Below are 22,550 nucleotides of genomic sequence, written 5' to 3' on the forward strand. Positions count from 1 at the left end.
GCGGAATTCCCGGGCGGCAATTCCTGACCACCCCTAGAGTGCGGCGCCGCCACAGGCGGGTTTGCGGACGGTGCGTCAGCGTGGTGCGTCGGCGAACTGATCGCCCCGGGACGACCCACCGCAGCCGAAGCGCCGGCATTTACCGGCTTGCAGCGGTTCCCGGCGCGGCTTCAACGTTCCCCGCGCGTCGCGACGATGAAAAGCCGGGGAAACGGCAGCAGCACCGTGCCATCCGCGAGCGCCGGGTAGGCCTTGGCGATTTCGTCGCGATAGCGTTGCACAAACGCGCCGCGTTCGGCGTCGTCGAGCGCCGCGAGAAACGGCCGCAGCGCGCTGCCCTTGAACCAATCGACCACCGCGTCGGCGCCCGCGAGCGGGTGGTGATAGACCGTGCGCCACACGTCGACACGCGCGCACAGCGGCTTGAGCAGCGCGTAGTACCAGTTTGCGTCGTAGCGCATGGTGCGCTCGACACCCTTCAGCTTTGTCGCCCAAGGCCCGTCGATGGCGATTTCGCGCAGCAGCCGGTGCGCCGGTTCGTCGAGATTGTCGGGCATCTGCACGGCGAGGCTGCCGCCCCTGGCAAGTTTGGCCACCAGCGCGGGGAACAGACGCTCGTGGTCCGGCACCCATTGCAGCACCGCGTTCGCGAGGATCACGTCGTAGGGGCCGTGCGCGTCCCATGTCGCAACGTTGCTGATGTCGAAGCGGAATTGCGGCAGCCGCCGACGGGCCGCCGCGATCATGTCGGCGGAACTGTCGATGCCGCTGACCGACGCGCCCGGCACCCGCTCGGCCAGCACCTCGGTCGAGTTGCCCGGGCCGCAGCCGATGTCGACCGCGAGCCGCGCGCCGTTCAAGGGCACCGCCGCGAGCAGATCGCGGACCGGCCGCGTGCGCTCGTTCTCGAACAACATGTACTGCTTCGCGTGCCAATCGCTGTGCTCGTTCGTGGTTTTGTCGGTCATCTTTGGCTCCTTCGCGGCGTTCGTTGCGGTCATTCTCGGCCGCTGACAGCCCAGAGTAAAATGAATTTATGATCCCGATTGCTTCATTTTTCTAATGAAAATCGACACGCTCGGCGTGCAGGCCTTTGTCGCGATTGCCGATCGCGGCAGCTTCCAGAGCGCGGCGGATTCGCTGCACGTGACGCAAACCGCGATCACGCAGCGGCTGCGCAAGCTCGAAAGCTATCTCGGCGTCACGCTGATCGAGCGCACCACGCGTTCGATGGCGCTCACCGAAATCGGTCGCAATTTTCTGCCGCAGGCGCGTCGGCTGCTCGGCGAGCTGGCGGACGCGCTCGTCGAGATCCGCGAAACGGGCATCGCGCGACGCGGCGACGTGTCGATCGCGTGCGTGCCGACCGTCGGCGTGCAGTATCTGCCGCGCATCCTGCAGGCGTATTCGGCGCGCTATCCGCACAATCGCATCAAGATTCTCGATCACGCGTCGTCGGCGGTGGAGGAGGCCGTGTTGCGCAGAGAGGTCGAGTTCGGCATCAACATCGCGCGCGAGCATCATCCCGATCTCGCCACCGTGCCGCTCACCGAAGACCGCTACGTGCTGATCTGCCACGAGGACCATCCGCTCGCGAAGCGGCGGCGCATCGCATGGCGGCAGTTGCAGCCGTTCCCGCTGATTTTCGCCGGCGAGGTCAGCGGCAATCGCGCGCTGCTCGACGTCGCGTTGGAATCGAGCGAGCTCGCGCTGCGTTCGTTCTACGAGGTGCAGCGCAGCTCGACCGCCGTCGGACTCGTGGCGCAACGCGTCGGCGCGGCCGTGGTGCCCGCGCTCGCGCTGCAGAAGGGCGCGTATCCGAGCGTGCGCACCATCGAGCTCACACAGCCCACCGTGTCGCGCACGCTGGTGCTGGTCGCGCGCAAGACCGCGCAGCTGTCACCGGCCGCGCAGGCGCTGTACGACATGATCCGCGAACAGGCGACGCTGAAAACCGGATGACGGCGCGCCGCGCGCAAGGCAAACTGGCTGGCTTCCGAGTTTCATTCCTCCAACCCGTTCAATCCACGCGACACCCAACGACTCATGCTGCAGATACTCGGCAAGACCACCTCGATCAACGTGCGCAAGGTGTTGTGGACCTGCGCGGAACTTGGGCTTGCGTTCGAACAGGAAGACTGGGGCTCGGGCTTTCGCTCGACCGAGATCGCCGAATTCCGCGCGCTGAATCCGAACGCGAAGGTCCCCGTGATTCGCGACGGCGACTTCGTGTTGTGGGAATCGAACTCGATCATCCGTTACCTCGCGAACCGTTATCGCGGTGACGTGCTGTATCCGGCCGATCCGGTCGAGCGCGCGCGCTGTGATCAATGGATCGACTGGCAGGCGAGCGAATTGAACCGCTCGTGGAGCTACGCGTTTCTCGCGCTCGTGCGGCACTCGCCCGAGCATCAGGACCCGCGGCAGATCGCCGCGTCGTGCGCAAACTGGTCGAAGCATATGGCGATCGTCGAGCAGCAACTCGCGCGCACCGGTGCGTATATCGCGGGCGACGCGTTTTCGCTCGCCGATATTCCGATCGCGCTGTCCGCGAACCGCTGGCTCGAAACGCCGCAGCGGCACGACGATTTGCCGGCGCTGGCCGCTTATATGGCGCGCCTGGCCGAGCGCGACGGGTATCGCAAGCATTGCCGAAACGGCACGCCGTAGTCGTTGAATCGCGCGCTTCTGCAATCTGTCGATACTTACAGAATCCCCCTTCAATTCTTACGATTTGCTTGTTAATTCCCCGTGCTCGACGGCTTCTGCGCGGTGCGCCCCGCGTCGCCTACAATGGCGGCCATTTGGCAACATTGAAGGTGCAACGATGCGGGTAACGAAATTCGCGCTGGCTTTGCTGGCGGCGTGCTTCACTCTGAACGCGAGCGCGGAAATGACGGCCGCGCAATACAAGCGCTGGGCACACGCCGACAACAACTCGATCTATGCGGCGTACATCACCGGCACGATCAACGCGTTCGGCTGGGCGAACGGCGATCTGGTCGCGAGGAAACAGCCGCAACTGTTCTGTCCGCCACCAACGCTCGCGATCGGCAACCAGACGGTCTATCCGTTGCTCGATGCGTTCTTCGCGAATCATCCGGGCATTTCCGACGATTTTCCAATCGGGCTCGCGATTCTGCGCGCGTTGCAGGGCGCGTATCCGTGCTGACGTGTTGAAGGAGTGAGGGGAGGGAGGCAAAGAGGGGCAACATCAGGGGCGAACTCGCGAAGCGGGCCTGCCCCCCGGTGGATCAAACCTGCACGAGATTCGGAATCTGCACGTCCGGATTGACGTCGGCGTCGTAATCGACGCCCTTCATTTCAAAGCCGAACAGGCGCAGGAAATCGGTCTTGTAGCCCGCGAAATCGGTGAGTTCGTAGATGTTGTCGTTGCTCACCTGGTTCCACAGCTCCTGCACGCGGCCTTGCACCTGCGGATCGAGTTCCTTGTAGTCGGCGCGCAGACGGCCTTCGTCGTCCAGATGCGGCTGGCTGCCATAGAGGCTGTCCTTGTACAGGCCGTAGACCTGCTCGATGCAGCCTTCGTGCGTGCCTTTTTCCTTCATCACCTTGAAGAGCAGCGACAGATAGAGCGGCATCATCGGAATCGCCGAGCTTGCCTGCGTGACGACTGCCTTCAGCACCGCGACGCGCGCATCGCCGCCCTTCGCCGCGAGCTTTGAGCGGATGCCGAGCACTTTCTGGTCGAGATCTTTCTTGGCCGCGCCGATCGAGCCGTTCCAGTAGATGTCGTGGGTGATCTTCTCGCCGAGGTAGGTGAACGCGGTGGTCTTGGCGCCGTCGGCGAGCACGCCGGCAACGCCCAACGCGTCCATCCACATCTGCCAGTCCTCGCCGCCCATCACCGCGACCGTGTGCGCGATTTCTTCCGGCGTCGCCGCTTCGAGCACGGTTTCCTTGATCACTTCCTTGTCGGTGTCGATGCCGCGCAGATTGACAGCCTTGCCGATCGGCTTGAGCACCGAGCTGAACACCTCACCGGTCTTCGGGTGCTGGCGCTTCGGCGCCGCGAGGCTATAGACGACCAGATCGACCTGGCCGAGATCGCGCTTGATCACTTCGATCGTGCGCGCCTTCACTTCGTCGGTGAATGCGTCGCCGTTGATGCTGGTCGCGTACAGGCCTTCGGCGGTGGCGAACTTCTCGAACGCCGCGGTGTTGTACCAGCCGGCCGTGCCAGCCTTGGTTTCGCTGCCGGCACGCTCGAAGAACACGCCGAGGGTCGACGCGCCCGAGCCGAACGCCGCGCTAATGCGGGCGGCAAGGCCATAGCCGGTCGACGCGCCGATCACGAGCACCTTCTTCGGGCCGTTGGCGATGGGGCCGCGTGCCTTCACATATTCGATCTGTTCCTTGACGTTGGCTTCGCAGCCGATCGGATGGGTCGATACACAAATGAAGCCACGCACACGCGGTTTGATGATCATGAAGCACCTCTTGTCGGAATTGGCGACATTATAGTGGCCCCGCCGGAGCCGCACTCCATGCCGCGAACGAAGCAAAAACCGGCGCCCCCCCACATCTTGGTACGATTGCGCCTTTCCCAGCCGACGACAGCAAGTGAAGCGCCTCTTTTCCTCCTTTCTGGCGGCCCTCGACAAAGGGCTGACGCTCGCGAACCCGCTGTTCGCGAAGGCCGCATGGCATCTGCGCCATCCGACCCGCCGCACGTTCGCGTGGGGGCTCGCCGCGCTGCCGGTGCTATTCGTACTGTACGTGCTGCTGCTGATTTCGTTCACGCCGAGCATCGGCGACATCCGCAAGGCCAAGATCGAGCGGCCCGCGCAGATCCTGTCGGCGGACGGCAAGCTGCTCGCCGAGTTCAAGCCGTCGAACCGCGAGTGGGTCAAGCTGAAGGACATCTCGCCGAACGTCGTCAACGCGCTGATCGCCACCGAGGATCACCGCTTCTATCAGCATTTCGGGCTCGACTGGCGGCGCACCGTTTCGGCCGCGCTGCACACGTTCTCCGGCGACCGCCAGGGCGGCTCGACGATCACGCAGCAGCTCGCGCGCAATCTGTATCCCGACGAAATCGGCCGCGCGCCGACGTTGACGCGCAAGCTGAAGGAAGCGATCACCGCACTGAAGATCGAGGCGTTCTACACGAAGGACGAGATCCTCGAAACCTACCTGAATACGGTCCCGTTCCTCTACAACGCGTACGGCATCGAGATGGCTGCGCGCACGTATTTCGACAAGTCCGCATCCGATCTGAACGTGCTCGAAGCGGCGACGCTGACCGGCATGCTGAAGGGCAACGCGTACTACAACCCCGTGCTGAACCCCGAGCGCGCCTTGCAGCGGCGCAATACGGTGCTCGCGCAGCTGGTCAAGTACGGCAAGCTGACACCCGCCCAATACGACACGCTCGCCCGCAAGCCGCTGCGTCTCGACTTCGAGCGCCAGATCGAGCCGCCCGGACCCGCGCCGCACTTCACGCAGCAACTGCGCAAATGGCTCGTCGCGTGGGCCGATCGCAACGACTACAACATCTATTCCGATGGACTCGTCGTGCGCACGACGATCGACTCGCGTCTGCAGACGATGGCCACCCAGGCGGTCACGCTGCAGGGCAACCAGTTGCAGAACATCGCAAACTCCGCGTGGGGCACGCGCGCGGGCTGCTCGGCGGACAAGGACCTGCTGCGCACGTTCCTGCGCGAAACGCCTGACTTCCGCGCGGCCAAAGACACGGGCCTCGCCGACGACGACGCGCTAAAACTTCTGCTCGCCGATCGCAAGCTCGTGCAGAGCGTGTGCGACACGAAGACGCGCGTGCAGGCCGACTTCCTCGCAATGGACCCACGTACCGGCGAGATCAAGGCGTGGGTCGGCAGCCGCGACTTTGGCGTTGATCCGTTCGATCACGTGCAGCAGGCGCGCCGTCAGCCTGGCTCGACCTTCAAGCCGTTCGTCTACGCGGCGGCCTTCGAGGCCGGTGCGAAGCCAGACGACAAACTGCCGGACAATCCGGTTCAGATCGAACTCGCCGGCGGCGAAATCTGGAAGCCGAACGACGAGGACGAGCCGAGCGGCCGCATGATCAGCCTGCGCGACGCGCTCGCCTATTCACGCAACCGCATCACCGCGCAGGTGATGGAGTCGGTAGGTCCGAACAGGGTCGCGAAGCTCGCGCGCGCGATGGGTGTGCGCGACAGTCAGCTCGACCCGGTGCCGTCGCTCGCGCTCGGCACGAGCCCGGTCACGCTTAAGGAAATGGTGTCGGCGTACGGCACGATCGCGAACCTCGGCGGCTACGTCGAGCCGCTGATGGTCACGCGCATCGAGGACCGCAACGGCAACCTGCTCGCCGAATTCAAGCCGGCCACGCCGAGTCGCGAGCTGCCCGCCGACACGGCGCGCACGCTCGTCGACGTGATGCGCGACGTGGTCAGCCGCGGCACCGGCGCGAGCATCCGCACACGCTTCGGCGTGCGCGGCGATGTCGCGGGCAAGACCGGCACGACCCAGGGCAACGCGGATGGCTGGTTCATCCTGATGCAGCCGCAACTGGTGGCGGGGGCGTGGGTCGGCTTCAACGACAGCCGCGTGACGCTGCGCAGCGATTACTGGGGGCAGGGTGCGCATAGCGCGCTGCCGATCGTCGGCGATTTCTTCCAGCGCGCGCAGCGCTCGCGGCTCGTCGACAGCCACATGAAGTTCGATACCGCGCAGCAGCCGGGCTGGTTCGCCGAGCGCGCCGAACGCTTGCGCGACTGGATCGGGCACCTGTTCGCGCGCACGCCGGCGCAGCCGGACAAGCAGGTCGTGGCGCGTGCTCCGGCGCGGCGCGCGCCGGTGGCGTCGCTGCAGCCGCCGACGTCGGGCGTGGCGGCACCGGCGGGGGCGTCAGAGGCAGCGGGCGCCGCGTCCGCGGTGCAGGGCGAAGCGCGCGCGTTGCCTCCGATGCTGCCGGCGACGGGGTCGGGGTCGGGAGCGGCTCCCACGCCGGCGCCCGCCATTACCGTCGATGGCGAAACGCATGGCGGCGGTGCGGCAGCGCTCGCGCCGACCCCGACACCAGACGACCTCGTGCCGCCCGATGCGACTGGGCAGGGCGGCGAAGGAGCGAATACCGGGGGCGAGGCGAACTGAACGCGACCCGGGCGCGCTGCCCGGGTGCGTATTGAACGGGGTGAGGCAGAAGGGCTAGGACCTCGCGACGCCCGCTTCACCCGGCGGTCGCGCATGCGGATTGCCATGCGCCGTCTCCAGCGACGTGTCGTGATGCAGCAGCAACACCGCCGCCATACCGATGAGCCCCGCGCCCGCGAGGCATAGCAGCCCGGCGCCGAAGCCGCCGGTGCTGTCCTTGATCCAGCCCATCGCGAACGGGCCGAAGAAACCCGCCAGATTGCCGAGCGAATTGATCGCGGCGATGCCGCCCGCGGCCGCCGCGCCCGACAGGAACGCGGCCGGCAAAGTCCAGATTACCGGCAGGCAACCGAAGATGCCGAAGCCGGCAATCGACAGCGCGATCATCTTCTGCACCGGATCGTCGAGGCCGGCCGCGGCTGCGATGCCGGCCGCCGCGACGAACAGCGCAATCGCGACGTGCCAGCGGCGTTCGAGGTGGCGATCCGAATGCCGTCCCCACAAAATCATGCTGACGAGGCCGACCACGTACGGCAGCGACGTCACGAAACCCGTCTGCAGATTAGTGAGGCCGAACGACTTGACGATCTGCGGCAGGAAGAAGCTCAGGCCGTAGTTGGTCGCGTTCGCCCCGAAATAGATCAGCGCGATGGCGAGCACGCGCGGATTGATCAGCGCCTCCTTCACGCTGAAGTGGCGCACCGCCTCGCGATGCTCACGCTCCTGCTTCTGCCGCGCGATCAGCCAGTCGCGCTCCTCGGTGCTGAGCCAGGTGGCGTCGGCGGGCTTGTCGGTCAGATACAACAGCACCGCGACCGACAGCAAAACCGCCGGCGCCGCCTCGATCAGATACAGCCACTGCCAGCCGCCGAGTCCGCCGCGGCCGTCGAGCGACAGCAGCGCGCCGGAGATCGGGCCGCCGATCACCGTCGACAGCGGAATCGCCGCCATGAAATAGCCGACCACGCGCCCGCGGTACGCGGCCGGAAACCACAAGGTCAGCAGAAAGATGATGCCCGGGAAAAAGCCGGCCTCGGCGACGCCAAGCAGAATGCGCAGGCCGAAAAACACGTGCGCTGGCGAGAGCCCGGTGAAGCGCGAGATGTCCGGGATGAACGCCATCGCGCCCGCGAGAATACCCCACGTAAACATGATCCGCGCGATCCAGCGGCGCGCGCCGAATCGTTCGAGCAGCAGGTTCGACGGCACTTCGAAAAAGAAGTACGCGATAAAGAACACGCCCGCGCCGAAGCCGAACGCGCTCGCGGACAGATCGAGCGCCTTGTTCATCTGCAAGGCCGCGAAGCCGACGTTGACGCGATCGAGATAGGCGATGAAATAGCACAGGATCAGGAACGGCACGAGCCGAACCGTGACGCGCTGAAGGGTACGTGCCTCGAGATCCATATATGTCTCCTCCGGTTCGGCGACCGGTGTATGCCGCTATGTGGGTGGGGTCTGTCCGCGGTTCGAAATGCCTGTCCGTCGAACAGGCATCGTTACAGACTAGACGCTCAAAAGGGATTCCGGAAGGTCTTTTGTGAACCATGTGGTCCGCTCATTGCCGACGCCGTCGCGGCGTGGCGCTCACTTCCATTGTTAGGAGTCGCGCAACAGTGTTTTCGGTTGTATCGGCTGATCCTGGGCGAACGATTCCGGATAATTGCTGCTTGACCAATCAGTTAAAAATGCAGGTGATTCACGATGTCGAATCAGGGTTCGGACATGCTTGCTGAGGCGCGCAAAACGGTGCGGGGACGCGAAGTCGCATCCGTCGCGCGAGCGGAAAGCACGGAAAGGATGAGGGCGCCGCTGCACACGCGCATGCGCGGGGTGGCGGCGGTGGCGCTCGCGTGCGCGAGTCTCGTCGGGTGCGCGTCGAGCACAGATGTGGTCGCGAGCGGCAAGCCCGGCAGCTACACGGTCGCCGCCAGCGCGACCGGAGGACGCATGGCCTGGGCGCGCGCGCACGAACTCGCGATGAACGAGGCGCGCGACTACTGCGATCGTCGCGGTATGCAAAGCAGCGTGAATACGGAGACGGTCAGCGGCGTCAGCGCGATGACCGAGCACGGGTCGTCGGTCAGTTTCGAGTGTCATCCGCGGTTCTGACGCAGCGTTGCGCGCGGGCGGCGGGCGCCGGCGCTCCATGACGATCACCTTGTGATGCGCGCCGGGCTTCTCCGTCCACGATTCGCCCGTTGTGCCGGCCGAGCTGTCCGACGATGCCGCCGTCTTCCGTGTGCAGGTTGGTCACTCCGGTCCGCGTGATGCTATCGATGAACGCCTTGAACGCAGACGGCATCGACCAGTTGTACATCGGCATGGCGAACGCCAGCGCGACGGCGGCGAGAAGGCGCGCGTACAGGGCAGCCGATGACGCCCGCATCGCCGCCGTGCGCTCGTGCGCGGGCGTATATCAAGGTAACCACTTATCGCGACTCGCGTGGTGACATGCGCCGGCACGCCGGCAGTCCTCAGTCTTCGGGTGGTTTGGCGTTGGTCGAACGTTTGACGAACGGTGCTCCCGAGAAGCCCACCGTCGCGCGGCCCTGCACGGGTGATTTTTCGCGGGCGCGGCGGGCAGGGCGCGCGGACGTTTTTTCTGTTCGCGCCGTCTCGAACTGCCGCGAGAGCTTGTCGATACGCTGGCGCAACAGGTCGGCCGCCGCCACGCGTTCAGCCAGCAACGCATCCTTTTCCGCAAGCTGCCCGCGGGTCGCGGCATGCCGCGCAGCGCAGACAGCCAGTTCCGCCTTCGATGCGGCCAGCTCGTCCCGCAGTGCGTCCCGCTCGGCCCGCGATTCGGCTTCGAGCGTCGCCGCCCGCTCGTGACTCGCCTGAAGCTCCTTGCGCAAACGTTGCGCCGCCGCTCGTTCACCGTCGATTTCGAGCAAGGCGCGCTTTTCCGCCGCGGCGAGCCGCTGCTCGTTCTGCTCGTGCGAGCGGCGCAGCTTCGCGAGTTCGTCGGCGAAATCGCGGCGGGCATCGGCGAGCGCGGCGGCTCCTGCTGCGATTTCTTCCTTCGATCTCGCCAGTTGCGCCGTCAGCATGTCGTTAGCGGTCTGCAGTTCGACGATGCGCGCGTCGAGTCCGGCAATCCGCGCGCGCAGGGTCGCGACATCGTTGGCCGCCTGTTCGGCTTTGTCGACGGCGTCCTGACGCTGCTTGTCCTGTTGCCTGGCCTGTTCTTGCGCAGCGGCGATTTGCGCGTCCGCGTCGTGCCTGAACACGTCGAGCGCGGCGTTCGCGGCGTCGCTCGACAGACGCCACAGTTGGGCCGCGAATTCGCCGGCAGCCGCTGCGACCTCGGGCGGCAAGTCCGGACGGCCGACGTCCACACGCGTCTTGTCGCGCACGTCGGTCCAGAAATCCCGCAACGCTTTGGCCGGCGCGCTCATGCTGCCTTTGCGCACCAACTGGTACAGGCGGTTCGCGGTCGGTGTTTCGCCGTAACGGAAAAACAGCAACGCGCAGACCTCGCGATAAAGCGTCTGCGTGTCCGACGCGTTTTGACGGACGACTTCGATGTCGGCTTCGAGGGTCATGTGGAAGCGGCTTTGGGGAATATCGATATGTTGATAATACAACGTAAAACGCATCAAATACTACACCATTCGAACTTCAACACGACATTAGTACTATAATGTCGTGTTGATGTTTTGGCTGCCGATTGTCGATCGTTAACGTCCGATGCGCTTTCCTTTCTGCGGCTGCCGCTTGCGACGACCGAGTTTTGGCTTGAATGGGAAGAAACCGTACAGCGGCAGCTCTGTCAGCATCGTGGGCAACTTGTCGGCCAGTGAAGTTAGCGAGCCTTTGGCGTCTCTATTGATACCCGGCGGCCTTGCGGTAATGCAACTCCTACCTCGCATAGCAGTCCGCGAAGCTGGTTGACCTGCATGACGCGGACTAGGAACAGTTGCTGGTGTACGCGGTGCATGGTCAGCATCGCCTGCTGGTCTTCAGTCTTGACGGCAACGAACCGCACGCTTGGACTCTGGGCCGCTTCTCAGATCGCCGCAGCTGCGTTATTCCTGTTTGATTTCACGAGCGGCCGTGCGAGCTGGGCTTCGATGAGCCGCACGTCGTGGCCAAGCCGCGTCAGGACTCGCGGCCGATGGTGCGCGCTGCCGCGCCTCCATGACCACGCGACTTGCAGGCCGGTTGACTAAGAACGGCACGAGCCAGGCGCGTCTGGTCAAAATCGATTTGGGTTCTTACGATTGGCCCAAACCGGTTCATGCTCCGGTCTGTATGTTCTGGACCAAACTTGCGGCCAAATCGAACTGTGACGCAGCACTTATAGCGAGCCGCAGACTTGCTTTATGGAATGACTGGAAAGGGCCGCTAGAACCAGGCGCGAACAATAAGCTTCGCCCTCTTCTCTGATGACGGATCAGGAAGTCAAGGGCAAGGATCTGCCACCCTCCTCCTCGAATTATCTGCCGGGCTCGCCCGCGCACGAAATAATCCCTTGAACTCCTGATTGACGCGCTACTCCGCATTGACTCAGGTTTCTTGTTACCAAGCGGCGCCTGCTGTTGCTTCGGCAATTGGCTGCAAGTCGGTGCGGATGGAGCTTCCCAGATCACACCGGCCGCCGTTCATGCGTCAGGCGGAAGTTTCGCCACCCGCGTCGCCGCATTCAGACCACACTGATGCCCACCTCGATGTTCCCGCGCGTCGCCTTCGAGTACGGGCAAGTCTCGTGTGCTGTGCGCGCCAGCGCCTCGGCGACTTCGCGCTCCACACCTGGCAGGCTGACGTTTAGCCGAGCCTGCAGAAAGTAAGCGCCATCGGTGGTGCACAGATCGACCTCGGCGTCGACGGCCGTATCGGGGGGCAGCGCGACCTTCATCTTCGCGGCCGCCAATCCCATTGCGCCGATGAAACAGGCGGACCAGCCGGCCGCGAACATCTGCTCGGGATTCGTCCCGCCGCCCGTTGATCCTGGTGCCGAGAGGCTGACGTCGAGGCGTCCGTCGGAACTGCGCGATGCGCCGTCGCGTCCACCCGTCGTGTGGGTCTTGCCCGTGTACAACACTTTGTCGATTCGAGACATGATGAATTCCTTGCCGTAGCGGCTCAGTGATGCGAATAGGTGGAAAAAGTATCCCGGACGGTCAGCCGGAAACCCGACTGCGATGTCGTGTCGGAAATACCGCCGAACGCTCGATTACTGCAATCGGCGCAGCCCTGATCTATGACGATAGGTTCAGCTTCCGCGATAGAGCCTGCGGAGACTGGCGAGCTGACCATCCTGCTGCGCCAGCATCAATTCGTGGCGCACGTCGGCACGCGTCTTCGGCGACGCACCGATACGGCTCGTACCGGATTGCTCCGTCTGCGCGACAGCGGAGGTCGTGGCGCTCTCGGCGGCCTGAGCTGCGCCCGAAACGGCGAATGCTGCAAAAGCTAAAGCTACGATCGAAGTTTTCATGCTGTTCTCCTTGAAACGATTAATGGTGGTAAAACGCCCGAAACACATCGGTTGGATGGCAACTCGGCGCGCTCCGTCGTTAATATTTTCAGCGCGCCGACGTATCTGACGTGTGTCGTGACCCGGGCGTTTTGCAAGACTGTGTATCCGCGGTTCCGTGGATTCATTTCAATCCGGAAAGCTGCGTACGCCGCACAATTTTTGCGCGAGCAACTGCCTGCTCGCCGCCGCGGGCGGCTCGTTTTTGCCTTCGCCGAAGTCAGCAAGGATCACGTGTCCCTGCTTGTCGATAAAGTAGAAGCGATCAGATACCAGGCGCTTGATGTCACTAACCTGCTGAGATGTGGGCTCCTGGCGCCGGTTGCTGCCACGAATTCGTGCTAGAGCAACCGGCGGACCCTCACTGTTGTCGGCGCACCTGTCTGAACGCCGCGCGGAGCTCCTGAGCAAAGAGCTGCGGTTGTTCCCACGCTGCGAAGTGGCCGCCCTTGTTCACCTCATGGAAATAGCTGAGATTGTGATAGCTGCGCTCAGTCCAGCTCCGCGGCGCCCGATAGATCTCGCCGGGAAAAACCGTCACTGCGACCGGGACGGAAATATCGGCGGTCTTCTGTTCCACGGCGTTGAAGTTGTTGTTGTTGTTCTCCCAGTAGAGCCGCCCCGACGAGGTCGATGTGTTCGTGACCCAGTACAGCGTGATGTCGTCGAGCATCTCATCCCTGGTGAGTGAGCGCTCGGGGTCGCCGCCGCTATAGGTCCAGGCCGCGAACTTGTCGTACATCCAGGCCGCCTGACCGGCGGGTGAATCAGCCAGGCCGTAGCCCTCGGTTTGCGGGCGAGTGACCATCATGGCGGCATAGCCGCCGCCCTTTTTGTAGAGGTTGGCGAGCGATTCGTACGCGGCCTTTTCCACGTCGGACAGCCCGGCCGGCGCCGGTTCGCCATTGTTTAGCGCCTTCGCGACCTCCGGTGGCACCGTCGCAGGCATATTGACGTGAATGCCCAGAAGCCCTGCCGGGCCCTGACGCCCCATCGCATCCGCCACCACCGATCCCCAATCGCCGCCTTGAGATACATACTGCTTGTATCCCAGACGCTTCATCAGCACATCCCACGCCCGCGCTATGTGATCGGGACCCCAGCCGACGCCGGTGGGTTTGCCGGAGAAGCCATAGCCGGGCATCGAGGGGATGACGACATCGAAGGCGTCCTCCGCACGGCCGCCATAAGCCGTAGGATCGGTGAGTGGACCGATGGCCTTTTCAATTTCCAGAGGCGAGCCTGGCCAGCCGTGAGTGACGATCAGCGGCAGCGCGTTCGGGTGACGGGACTTCACGTGGATGAACTGGATATCGACGCCGTCGATCGTGGTCACGAACATCGGCAGGGCATTCAGCCTGGCCTCCGTCTTACGCCAGTCGTAGTCGGTTCCCCAGTAGTGCACCAGTGCCTGGATCTTCGCCTCCTGCACGCCCTGGGATTGATCGGCGACGGTTTCCTTGTCGGGCCACCGGGTGGCCGCGATTCGGCGGCGCAGGTCGACGAGTGTTTCGTCTGAAACGTGAACGTGGAAAGGACGGATCGAGTCGTCTTCAGCCGCTGCGTGCGGTATCGCCGAAGGCTGTTCCGCCGCCGGAACTGCATGGGCGTAACTGAAGCCAGCGGCCAGGAACAGGCCGAGTACGGCCGCGGCTGAAGAGAACGCGCTGCGCCGGGTCGGCGCCGTCGAAACTATACGCATGGTGATACTCCTTGAAAAAGGATGCGCGGCCTTGCGCGCCCACGGTTACGGGCGCCGTTTCCGTATCGCATCAATACCGCTTGCATTCGCGCGATCGCGTCTATGCGCCCTCGACGGTTCTTTCGTTAGCGGTGTAGCGGCGTGCGGGCGTGTCGGTCGACAGTTCCGGCACATTGCCTGGCGCGCGGCTTCGAAGGCATCCCACTTCGCGCCGTCGTGCAGGGACGGAATCGTGACGAGCTCGCCCTGATCGAAGCCGCTGAGCGCCGCGTCAACCATGTCGCCTGCGGACATGACGATGGCCGGATTCAGGTTCTCGAGCGGCAAGCCGCCGGTCTGCCAGAAATCGGTGGCCGTGGCGCCGGGCAGCACCGCCTGTACCTTCACACCCTTGATGGCGAGCTCGTGATGCAGCGACTGGCTGAACGCAAGCACGAAGGCTTTGGTGCCGCCATACACGCCATTCAGGCGCTCCGGCGCGATGCTGACGATCGACGAGATGTTGATGATCGCGCCCGAGCCACGCGAGACGAAGCCCGGCACCGCGGCGTACGTGAGGCGGGTGAGCGCGGTAACGTTCAGATCGATCATCCGCGTCATGGCCTCGACGTCGCTGTCGAGCAACGGCGTATGCGTGCCGACACCCGCGTTGTTCACGAGCAGCACGATGCTCGCGTCTTCCGCCAGTTTCGCTTCCACCGTGGCGCGTGAAGTTGGATCATTGAGATCGGCGTCGATTATCTCGACGGACCGGCCCGTTTCGTTGGCGATGCGCTCGGCGAGACTCACGAGCCGGTCGCGGCTGCGCGCAACGAGAATCAGATCGTAGCCACGTTTTGCGAGCCGCTCGGCATAGACCGCGCCGATACCCGTGGATGCACCCGTAATGAAAGCTGTACCCTGATGTGCCTGCGTCATGATGTACTCCTGTTGGACGTTCGCTGGTGATTGCGTGAGGCAATTGTGGTCCGGATTGACGCCGACGCAAATGACGTATATGGTTGTGATTTAGGACATCTCGCCGCAGCGGATGTTTGACCTGATAAACAGCGGAGGGCCGACATGCATCGGATCGGATATTTGTTGAGCGATGGCTTCCAGGTGATGGCGCTCGCGTCACAGTCGGTTTTCGAATACGCGAACGTTGCGGCGGGCGAAACGTTCTACCGGATCGAAAACTTCTCGGTAGCTGGCGGCGAGGTGCGCTCCTCGCTCGGCATGTCCGTCGTCACGCGTGCGCTCGGGATGCGCGCCGCGATCGACACGTGGATCGCGGCGGGTGTCAGCGCGCCACTCACCTCGCCTCCGCCAGCCGAAATGCTCGCATTCCTGCGCAAGGCGGCTACGCGGGCGCGACGCATTGCCGGCATCTGCACGGGCGGTTTCGTGCTGGCCGAAGCGGGGTTGCTCGCGAACCGGCGCGCGACGACGCATTGGGCCCATGCGCGCGACATGATGAGCCGGTTTCCGGATATCCACGTCGAAGAAGATCGTATTTACATTGTCGATGGGCCGATCTGGACATCGGCGGGGATGACTGCGGGGCTTGACCTCGCGCTTGGGATGGTCGAGAAGGATCTCGGCGCCGACGTGGCGCGTTCGGTCGCGCACAAGCTCGTGATGCATCAGCGGCGCGCGGGCGGCCAGTCGCAGCATTCGGAAATGCTCGACCTGGCACCCAAATCCGACCGCATCCAGGAGGCGCTGAACTATGCGCGCAAGAACCTGAGGCTGCCGCTCACCGTCGAGGAACTCGCGGGTACGGCGCATCTGAGCCCGCGGCAGTTCAGCCGGGTGTTCACCTTGGAGACCGGACAGTCGCCCGCGAAGGCGATCGAAGGGCTGCGGCTCGAAGCCGCGCGGCTGATGATCGAGAAGAGTCGGCACTCGCTGGAAGTGATCGCAACAGAGACGGGGTTTCGCGATCGTCGGCATATGCGCGAAGCGTTCATTCGCGGGTTTGGCCTACCGCCGCAGGAGGTGCGGCGTGAGGCTCGCGCCGGTGATCGGATCGGTGTCTAGCCTTACTACGTCACATAATTAGTTGCGCGCGCTGGAGTGCCCCGGGGGATGTAATCCGAAGGAGGGGCAGGCAGCGCGCGTTCAAGGAAGTTTTTTTATCGCGTCCATCTGATTGCATTCGGAGTCGCTGAGCCATCAGAAAGCCAGGTGTCGCCTCTTCGGGGGCGGTAGTGAGAAAGTATTTGAGCGGCTCCGGCTCGCCATCAGGCCATTCGATAAGCAGCCATTCTTCGTCGCGAACGGTGCTTCGCCAATAGTCGCGATGTGCGGGACGAACCCGTACGGCGGCAAAGCGCGAGGAAAGTGCTGCGTTGCTGCCTTCTCGCCAGGTTACGGGAGCTATCGACTTTCGAGGCCCAAAAAAGCGCGCGTGATGACGTCTCAGCGTTCCGCGCTGACTGGTACTACCAAAAGCCGGTTACCGTACGAGGAACCCATAAGTCAGAGGGTCACGCTCGTCCACAATCCAATTCGCAAAGCCGTAAACGAAAGCGTTGCCTTCGACCTCGGGGATGACGGCCCTGAAATCGCCCACAGTCGTCTCGCTCAGCACCCGTCCTTTGAATACCGTGCCGATGATGGACTCGTTCACGAGCGTGTCGCCCTTTCCCAACTTACCGCGCAGATACAGCTGAGCGACGCGTCCGCCGGTACCTGAGCCGGTCGGTGAACGGTCCACTTCGCGGTCGGCGAATACGCAGCAGTTGGCTTGCGTGGCACCCTCGCCCCGCGGTGCGTTAGCGATAATGGTCCCGTAGATATGGTTGATTTCAGGGATATCAGGGTGCACGACGGGGAACGCCTTGTTCGCAGCCTCCTTTACCTCCGCTCCAAAACGAATGAGTTCTTCCACCGACGATTCACGAACTTCAAGTCCGTGTGGTTGACCGTCGGTGTAAAAGTAGAATGCACCGCCGAACGCAATGTCGCCAGTCACCGAACCGAACGACGGCGTCTCGACCGTCACGTCCTGTTTCCAGATAAAGGACGGCACATTGACGAAACGCACATTGCCCGCGTGCTCGCCGTCCCATTGAACGAACGCTTCGATGAAGCCACACGGTGCATCGATACCGATGCGTGTCTCTGGTACCTGACGTTGCACCCAGCCCAGTTCGACCGCTGCTGTCGACAGCGCGATGACACCATGACCGCAGTGGTCGCTGTAACCCTCGTTGTGCAGGAAAATGATGCCGAAATCCGCGTTCGGGCTCACTGGTTCCGTCAGGTAACCACCGTACATATCGGCATGCCCACGCGGTTCGAACATCAGGGCCCGGCGGATACCGTCGGCGTTTTCCTTCAGCCATGCACGTCGCTTGACGATAGTGTCGCCAGGCAGGCGCGGCAAACCGCTGGTGACAATGCGGAATGCTTCACCGCCGGTGTGAACTTCAACAGTCGAGATGGTGCGCGTGATTTTCATGTTTGCTTCGCTGAAATCTGTGGATGTCCTGCTTTTCCTCGCTGTACGGGGACGGCGGCGATTCAAATCGACGCTACTGACACATCAGCGCCGACTTGACAGGCGTTTGAGTCGAGCGCTGAACGTGCTACCCGGCACGCGGCCAGGTCCCAGGCAGCACAGCCAACGCTTTTGAACAGAATCGGCGCACTCGGCTTCGGCTCGCCAGCTAGTGCCTTGGCAAGCGGAGAAACTGAGGCCCAGTCGACCCTGGCCTGGATAAGGTCGCCCGCTTCATGCATTGCGCCGACAGGGTCATCTACAACTACGAAACTTCCGCCGACGGTTTCCTTGCCGATTTCCGCTGCGTCTGCCGTGAAAGCGCCGACCCCGACGACGAGACGGCCGGCTCGCGCCGGCAACGTGTAGACCGGAGACTTGCTCGTTGTCAACGTGATGACGACTTCAATGCTGTCGGGAATCACATCGCCATCAAGGACAGACAGGTTCGGTGCTACCGACCGGGTCCGCGCCACGAAGGCCTCCGCGACTGCCGGCGAGGTGCCCTTTGTGAACAGTTTGGCTTCCGGGAAGGAGGCCGCGAGAGCTTCCGCGTGGTTGGCCGCCTGTTTCCCGGTGCCAATGATGAGAATTTCGCGGGGAGCCATGCCATGCAGGGTCTGGATGCCCAACACAGTGACCGCTGCCGTTCGCCGCCCGGTCACGGTCGGGCCGTCGAGCACGAACAACATTTCCCCGGTGTGCGCGTCGCATGCGATGACCTGACCATGGATGGTCGGAAGCAGGCGCTTTCCGTTCGAAGGACACACGGTCACCAACTTATGGATGGCGATGTCTTTAGCACTGGCAGGCATCGATAACATCAGGCCGCCGTCCTGCATCGGAATGGCCAGCCGCTCAGGACTCACGATGTGTCCCGCGCCGTATTCGATGATGGTCTGCCGAAGAACGCGCACCAGCGAGGGATAGTCCAGCAGTGCAGCTGTTGCGTGGGCGTCGAAATTTCGGGTGCCGAGAGAGGTCATGTTCGGGTCCGCCTTTGGAGGGGTGGGCGCGACCGATGCCGCGCGCCAGCAGTTCACTCTGCGATTGGCTCGAGCAGTCGGCCGGCTTCCTTCATACACACTCCAGCCTTGATGACCACGGAAATGTGTTCGCCTTGCCCCAGCAGAAGTGAAATGTCCTCAATCGGGTCACCGTCGACCACGACGAGATCAGCCACGGCTCCGACGGCGACCGTTCCCCGCACGCCTGCTTCACCCGTGATTTCGGCGGCAACGCAGGTTGCCGACCGGATGGCCTCGACGTTGCCGACGATTTCTGCCCGAACCGCGAACTCGTCGGACTGGAAGGTGTGCAGTTCGCCCAGCATGTCTGAGCCGAACCCGACCTTCACGCCTTCGCGCGCCATCAGGGCAAGTGCCTGCCGGCCGACGGAGCGTGCTCCCTCAATCTTTGCGAGCGATTCAGCGGGGAAACCAAGCGCGGAACCTTGTTCGATGAGACGGTCGAGAGTGGCGATTGTGGGCACAACCGCGACGCCGCGCTCCGCCAGCAGACGGGCAGTCTCCTCGTCGATAAGGTTTCCGTGCTCGATACATTTCACCCCGCACTCGACGGCGCGCCGGACGGCACGAGCGGTGTAGGCGTGCGCCATCACGTACGTCCCGGCAGCCTCCGCTTCCTGAACCGCGGCACGGATTTCATCTTCCGAATACTGGGTGTTGGTGATGGGGTCGTTGGGCGAAGCGACACCGCCCGACGCCATTATCTTGATTTGGGAGGCCCCTTTGAGGAGTTCTTCGCGTACTGCCAGGCGCATCGCCTCGACACCATCGACCACCCGGGCAATCGCTCCCTGACGTCCCAGACACCCACAGGCATCGTCAAGCTTGTCATTGCGCTGACGGAAGTCGCCGTGCCCACCGGTCTGCGATAGCGCCTTGCCCGAAGACAGGATGCGCGGGCCCCAAAGCACGCCGCTGTTGACAGCATCGCACATTGCAAAGTCAGCGCCGCCTGCATCACGAACGGTGGTGAACCCGCGATTCAGCATGCCGCGCAGAATCGGCAAGGTTTTAAGCGCTGCCAGGAAGTTTGGCATCATCGCGTTAGCGCCCAGATTCGCATTTGACGCGACGACGTGGACATGCAGGTCGATGAAACCCGGCAAGACGGTGCGCCCGGGAAGGCTCATTCTGCGGGCATCGACAAACGACGACGGTATCTGTCCTATTGCCGTGATCTTCCCGTCGGCGATGCAGACATTGACGTTTGTCTGGCGTTTCTTCGTTGCAGGGTCGAAAACGTTGACTCCCTCGATTACCAACATGTTCATCTGAATTTCCTCAAGCCTGGTATGGCTTTGTCAGCAAGATGCCGAGCAGGCTGACCACCGCGGCGAAGATGATGTAATAAGACGCAGACTCGGCGTCACCCGTGTGTTGGGTGAGCCAGGTGATGATGAAAGCGGCAAAGCCACCGAAGATGGTCACTGCGCCGTTGTAGGCCAAAGACAGTCCGGTCGCACGGACGCGACTCGGGAACATTTCCGTGAAGAGAGCCAGAATCGGGCCGGTGTATGCAGCAATCAGCACGCCGAAAATCGCCTGGAAGGTCAGCAGCGTGGCAAAGTCGGGCGATTTAATCAGATGAGAGAACAGTGGATAGCTGGCAACCAGAATAACGAGCGCAGCAACCGACAGGACCCGCCGCTTGCCGACCTTATCCGACAGTGCCCCGAACACGGGCGCCATGACCATCAGCACGACACCGCTGACGACGCCCGACGTGAAGCCCTCGCGCTGGGTCATGTGCAGATACTTCACAACATAAGTCGGGATGTAGAACAGGATGACGTACGTGCAGACGGTCCACAGTACGACCATCAGCAGGCTGGAGAGCACCTGGCGGGGATACTCGTGAATGACGTCACGCAGCGGCGTGTTGGTGTGGCGCTTCTCCGATACGAACTCGGGCGTTTCCTCGATTTTCAGCCGAATGTAGTATCCAACCGGAGCCACCAGCATGCCGATGAAAAACGGAATACGCCATCCCCATGCGGTCAGCGAATCAGCCGACATGCTCGACGTGATGAGCGTACCGGTAAGGCTGCCGATGACCACGGCGAAACCGATACTCGTCTGAATCCAGCTCGAATAGAAAGCACGACGTTTAGCTGGAGCATGCTCGGTAAGGAACGCGGTAGCGCCGCCCATTTCACCGCCAGCGGACAGCCCCTGCAGCAATCGCGCGATGACGATAAGACACGGCGCGGCGATGCCGATAGACTGGTATGTAGGGGCGAAAGCAATGATGCCCGAGCCGAGCGCCATGACGAGCATGGCGAGCGACAGCGCCCGCTTGCGCCCCACCCTGTCACCGTAGATGCCGAACGCGATGCCGCCGAGCGGTCGCATCACGAAGCCAACCCCAAAGGTTGCCAGTGATAGCAGCAGCGACGTTGTCTCGTTGCCTGCGGGGAAAAATAACTTACCGATGGTTGCTGCGAAGAATGCGTACCCGGAAAAGTCGAACCATTCCAGACCGCTGCCAATGACAGTGGCGAAAATCGCCTTCCGGCGCGTCACAGTCCTCGTGGGCGGCACGCCCACCAGTACGCCATTTGATGCACTCGTTGCCATTTAGACCTCTCTCGATTGTCGCTTTGCGAGGTGAGCGTTCGCGATTCGTCACGCAACCAATGTAATTTTTGGCGTGGCGACCGCATAACGCTAAATTCGCAAACGCGCTTGCAAAAAACGCAACCGCATCCAAAGGCTTGCAACGGGGTATGTCAGGAAGCGGGTGTCTGGCTGACTACCCACTCGCGGAACCGACGGGCGGCAGGTGTTTCCGCACGCTCTGATGGCCAGGTGACAAAGTATGAGCCGCCCATGGTGGCGTGAGAGTCCGATGCCCTGACGAGCGCGCCGTGCTCAAGGAGCGGGTCGATAACCCGGTTCCAACCGAGCGCGACGCCCTTGCCATGCGTCGCGAGCTGCACAATGAGTGGGTAGCTGTTGGCAATGATGGTTTGATTGAGCGCTGGTCGTTCAAGCCCAGCCTGTTCGAACCAGGTGTGCCAGGACATCCAGCTACGTTCCGCGTCCTCAAGAACAAGTAGCGTGCAGGACAGCAGTTCCACTGGCTTCAGTTTGCGCCCATCAAGATAGGTCGGCGAACAAACCGGAAAGACCTCTTCGTCGAAGAGCTTCCGTATGTGCGTTCCGGGAACCTCGGGGTTGCGCAGATAGAAAATGCCTACGTCGTACTCAGCTGGCGAGACGGCTCCAAAGTGGTCCCGCACGATGATGCGCAGGTCCACATCGGGATTCGCGTCGATAAACGAGCCGATTCTGGGCGCGAGCCAGAATACCGAGATGCCCGCTGTGCAGGACACCGTGAGACGAGACTTGACGACGCGAGCCATCAGACTTGAGGTAACGCTAGTGCATAGTTCCAACATGCGCCGCACGTCCACCGCATAGGTCTCCCCTGCCGGCGTGAGCCTTAGGGTGTTGTGCTCCCGCACGAACAGCCGGCGTCCCAGGAATTCTTCGAGTTGAGATATCTGGCGGCTCACAGCACTGGTGGACAGGTTCAGTTCCTGCCCCGCGCGAGTGAAGCTCAGATAACGGGCGCTAGCTTCGAATGCTTGCAGACATGCCAGTGGAGGTAACGGAGAGAGAGCCATGGCGTGCGGCGGACTGTCCTGGTAGTAGTAGAGCAGCAGGATAGCCCAACAACGTCGGCCGATGGGCCGTGAGTGTCCTCGGATAGTCTCACGGCCGTAC

General features: G+C 62.9%; 18 protein-coding genes and 3 pseudogenes. 6 read left to right on the forward strand and 15 right to left on the reverse strand.

The features are described from left to right. Nucleotides 1-170: 170 nt before the first annotated feature. Nucleotides 171-968, reverse strand: coding sequence for a trans-aconitate 2-methyltransferase (tam, locus tag HDG39_RS04700; RefSeq protein ID WP_184003644.1), 798 nt, complete (start codon nucleotides 966-968; stop codon nucleotides 171-173). A gap of 94 nt (nucleotides 969-1,062) precedes the next feature. Between tam and HDG39_RS04705 the strand changes: the two genes are divergently transcribed. The 3 genes from HDG39_RS04705 to HDG39_RS04715 all read left to right on the forward strand — a co-directional run bounded on the left by HDG39_RS04705 (nucleotide 1,063) and on the right by HDG39_RS04715 (nucleotide 3,172). Further along, nucleotides 1,063-1,962 (forward strand): LysR family transcriptional regulator, encoded by a 900-nt coding sequence (locus HDG39_RS04705; RefSeq protein ID WP_184003646.1) that lies wholly within the window; start codon nucleotides 1,063-1,065, stop codon nucleotides 1,960-1,962. Between the two features lie 84 nt (nucleotides 1,963-2,046). Further along, on the forward strand, nucleotides 2,047-2,670 hold the full coding sequence (locus HDG39_RS04710; protein WP_184003648.1) for a glutathione S-transferase family protein: 624 nt from the start codon (nucleotides 2,047-2,049) through the stop codon (nucleotides 2,668-2,670). 157 nt (nucleotides 2,671-2,827) lie between these two features. After that, on the forward strand, nucleotides 2,828-3,172 hold the full coding sequence (locus HDG39_RS04715) for a Rap1a family protein (protein WP_184003650.1): 345 nt from the start codon (nucleotides 2,828-2,830) through the stop codon (nucleotides 3,170-3,172). 82 nt (nucleotides 3,173-3,254) lie between these two features. Here HDG39_RS04715 and fabV read toward each other — a convergent pair whose 3' ends face one another. Then, the gene (fabV, locus tag HDG39_RS04720) at nucleotides 3,255-4,451 is read right to left on the reverse strand and encodes an enoyl-ACP reductase FabV (protein WP_184003652.1); all 1,197 of its coding nucleotides are present in this window, start codon (nucleotides 4,449-4,451) and stop codon (nucleotides 3,255-3,257) included. A 133-nt stretch (nucleotides 4,452-4,584) separates the two neighbouring features. On the opposite strand from fabV, the gene HDG39_RS04725 reads away from it, so the two are divergent. Continuing rightward, nucleotides 4,585-7,122 carry a penicillin-binding protein 1A gene (locus HDG39_RS04725; protein ID WP_184003654.1) on the forward strand — a complete coding sequence of 846 codons (2,538 nt, stop codon included), beginning with the start codon at nucleotides 4,585-4,587 and terminating at the stop codon, nucleotides 7,120-7,122. Between the two features lie 54 nt (nucleotides 7,123-7,176). Here HDG39_RS04725 and HDG39_RS04730 read toward each other — a convergent pair whose 3' ends face one another. Then, complete coding sequence (locus HDG39_RS04730) at nucleotides 7,177-8,529, reverse strand: MFS transporter (RefSeq protein WP_184003657.1); 1,353 nt, start codon at nucleotides 8,527-8,529, stop codon at nucleotides 7,177-7,179. 297 nt (nucleotides 8,530-8,826) lie between these two features. Between HDG39_RS04730 and HDG39_RS04735 the strand changes: the two genes are divergently transcribed. After that, nucleotides 8,827-9,234, forward strand: a complete 408-nt coding sequence (locus HDG39_RS04735; protein WP_184003659.1) for a hypothetical protein — start codon at nucleotides 8,827-8,829, stop codon at nucleotides 9,232-9,234. Nucleotides 9,235-9,328: 94 nt separating this feature from the next. Here the strand turns inward: HDG39_RS04735 and HDG39_RS34885 are convergent. From HDG39_RS34885 to HDG39_RS04765, 6 genes and pseudogenes are all read right to left on the reverse strand, one after another. Beyond that, nucleotides 9,329-9,541 (reverse strand): annotated as a pseudogene (locus tag HDG39_RS34885) (NAD(P)H-dependent oxidoreductase); the annotation flags it as partial. 58 nt (nucleotides 9,542-9,599) lie between these two features. Next, nucleotides 9,600-10,670, reverse strand: coding sequence for a DNA-binding protein (locus tag HDG39_RS04745; protein ID WP_184003661.1), 1,071 nt, complete (start codon nucleotides 10,668-10,670; stop codon nucleotides 9,600-9,602). Between the two features lie 1,100 nt (nucleotides 10,671-11,770). Further along, nucleotides 11,771-12,187, reverse strand: coding sequence for an organic hydroperoxide resistance protein (locus tag HDG39_RS04750; protein ID WP_184003663.1), 417 nt, complete (start codon nucleotides 12,185-12,187; stop codon nucleotides 11,771-11,773). A 153-nt stretch (nucleotides 12,188-12,340) separates the two neighbouring features. After that, on the reverse strand, nucleotides 12,341-12,565 hold the full coding sequence (locus tag HDG39_RS04755) for a DUF4148 domain-containing protein (protein WP_184003665.1): 225 nt from the start codon (nucleotides 12,563-12,565) through the stop codon (nucleotides 12,341-12,343). Nucleotides 12,566-12,965: 400 nt separating this feature from the next. Continuing rightward, entirely contained in the window at nucleotides 12,966-14,306 is a 1,341-nt protein-coding gene (locus HDG39_RS04760; RefSeq protein WP_184003667.1) for an epoxide hydrolase family protein, read from the reverse strand. Nucleotides 14,307-14,406: 100 nt separating this feature from the next. Then, nucleotides 14,407-15,224, reverse strand: a pseudogene (locus tag HDG39_RS04765) (SDR family NAD(P)-dependent oxidoreductase). Between the two features lie 144 nt (nucleotides 15,225-15,368). Between HDG39_RS04765 and HDG39_RS04770 the strand changes: the two are divergent. Next, nucleotides 15,369-16,328 carry a GlxA family transcriptional regulator gene (locus HDG39_RS04770; RefSeq protein ID WP_184003669.1) on the forward strand — a complete coding sequence of 320 codons (960 nt, stop codon included), beginning with the start codon at nucleotides 15,369-15,371 and terminating at the stop codon, nucleotides 16,326-16,328. Between the two features lie 5 nt (nucleotides 16,329-16,333). Here the strand turns inward: HDG39_RS04770 and HDG39_RS04775 are convergent. From HDG39_RS04775 to HDG39_RS04800, 6 genes and pseudogenes are all read right to left on the reverse strand, one after another. Beyond that, nucleotides 16,334-16,662: pseudogene (locus HDG39_RS04775) on the reverse strand (IS701 family transposase); the annotation flags it as partial. 84 nt (nucleotides 16,663-16,746) lie between these two features. Continuing rightward, nucleotides 16,747-17,754 (reverse strand): trans-3-hydroxy-L-proline dehydratase, encoded by a 1,008-nt coding sequence (lhpH, locus tag HDG39_RS04780; protein WP_184003671.1) that lies wholly within the window; start codon nucleotides 17,752-17,754, stop codon nucleotides 16,747-16,749. Between the two features lie 62 nt (nucleotides 17,755-17,816). Continuing rightward, nucleotides 17,817-18,779, reverse strand: coding sequence for a bifunctional Delta(1)-pyrroline-2-carboxylate/Delta(1)-piperideine-2-carboxylate reductase (gene lhpI / locus HDG39_RS04785; protein ID WP_184003673.1), 963 nt, complete (start codon nucleotides 18,777-18,779; stop codon nucleotides 17,817-17,819). 53 nt (nucleotides 18,780-18,832) lie between these two features. Continuing rightward, nucleotides 18,833-20,092 carry a metal-dependent hydrolase family protein gene (locus tag HDG39_RS04790; protein WP_184003675.1) on the reverse strand — a complete coding sequence of 420 codons (1,260 nt, stop codon included), beginning with the start codon at nucleotides 20,090-20,092 and terminating at the stop codon, nucleotides 18,833-18,835. 10 nt (nucleotides 20,093-20,102) lie between these two features. Further along, nucleotides 20,103-21,398: an MFS transporter gene (locus tag HDG39_RS04795; RefSeq protein WP_184003677.1), complete on the reverse strand. Its 1,296-nt coding sequence runs from the start codon at nucleotides 21,396-21,398 to the stop codon at nucleotides 20,103-20,105. Nucleotides 21,399-21,550: 152 nt separating this feature from the next. Beyond that, complete coding sequence (locus HDG39_RS04800) at nucleotides 21,551-22,450, reverse strand: LysR substrate-binding domain-containing protein (RefSeq protein WP_026225353.1); 900 nt, start codon at nucleotides 22,448-22,450, stop codon at nucleotides 21,551-21,553. Nucleotides 22,451-22,550 lie beyond the last annotated feature (100 nt).

The sequence above is a fragment of the Paraburkholderia lebeckiae genome (genome assembly GCF_014201005.1).
In the GTDB taxonomy this organism is placed as follows: domain Bacteria; phylum Pseudomonadota; class Gammaproteobacteria; order Burkholderiales; family Burkholderiaceae; genus Paraburkholderia; species Paraburkholderia tuberum.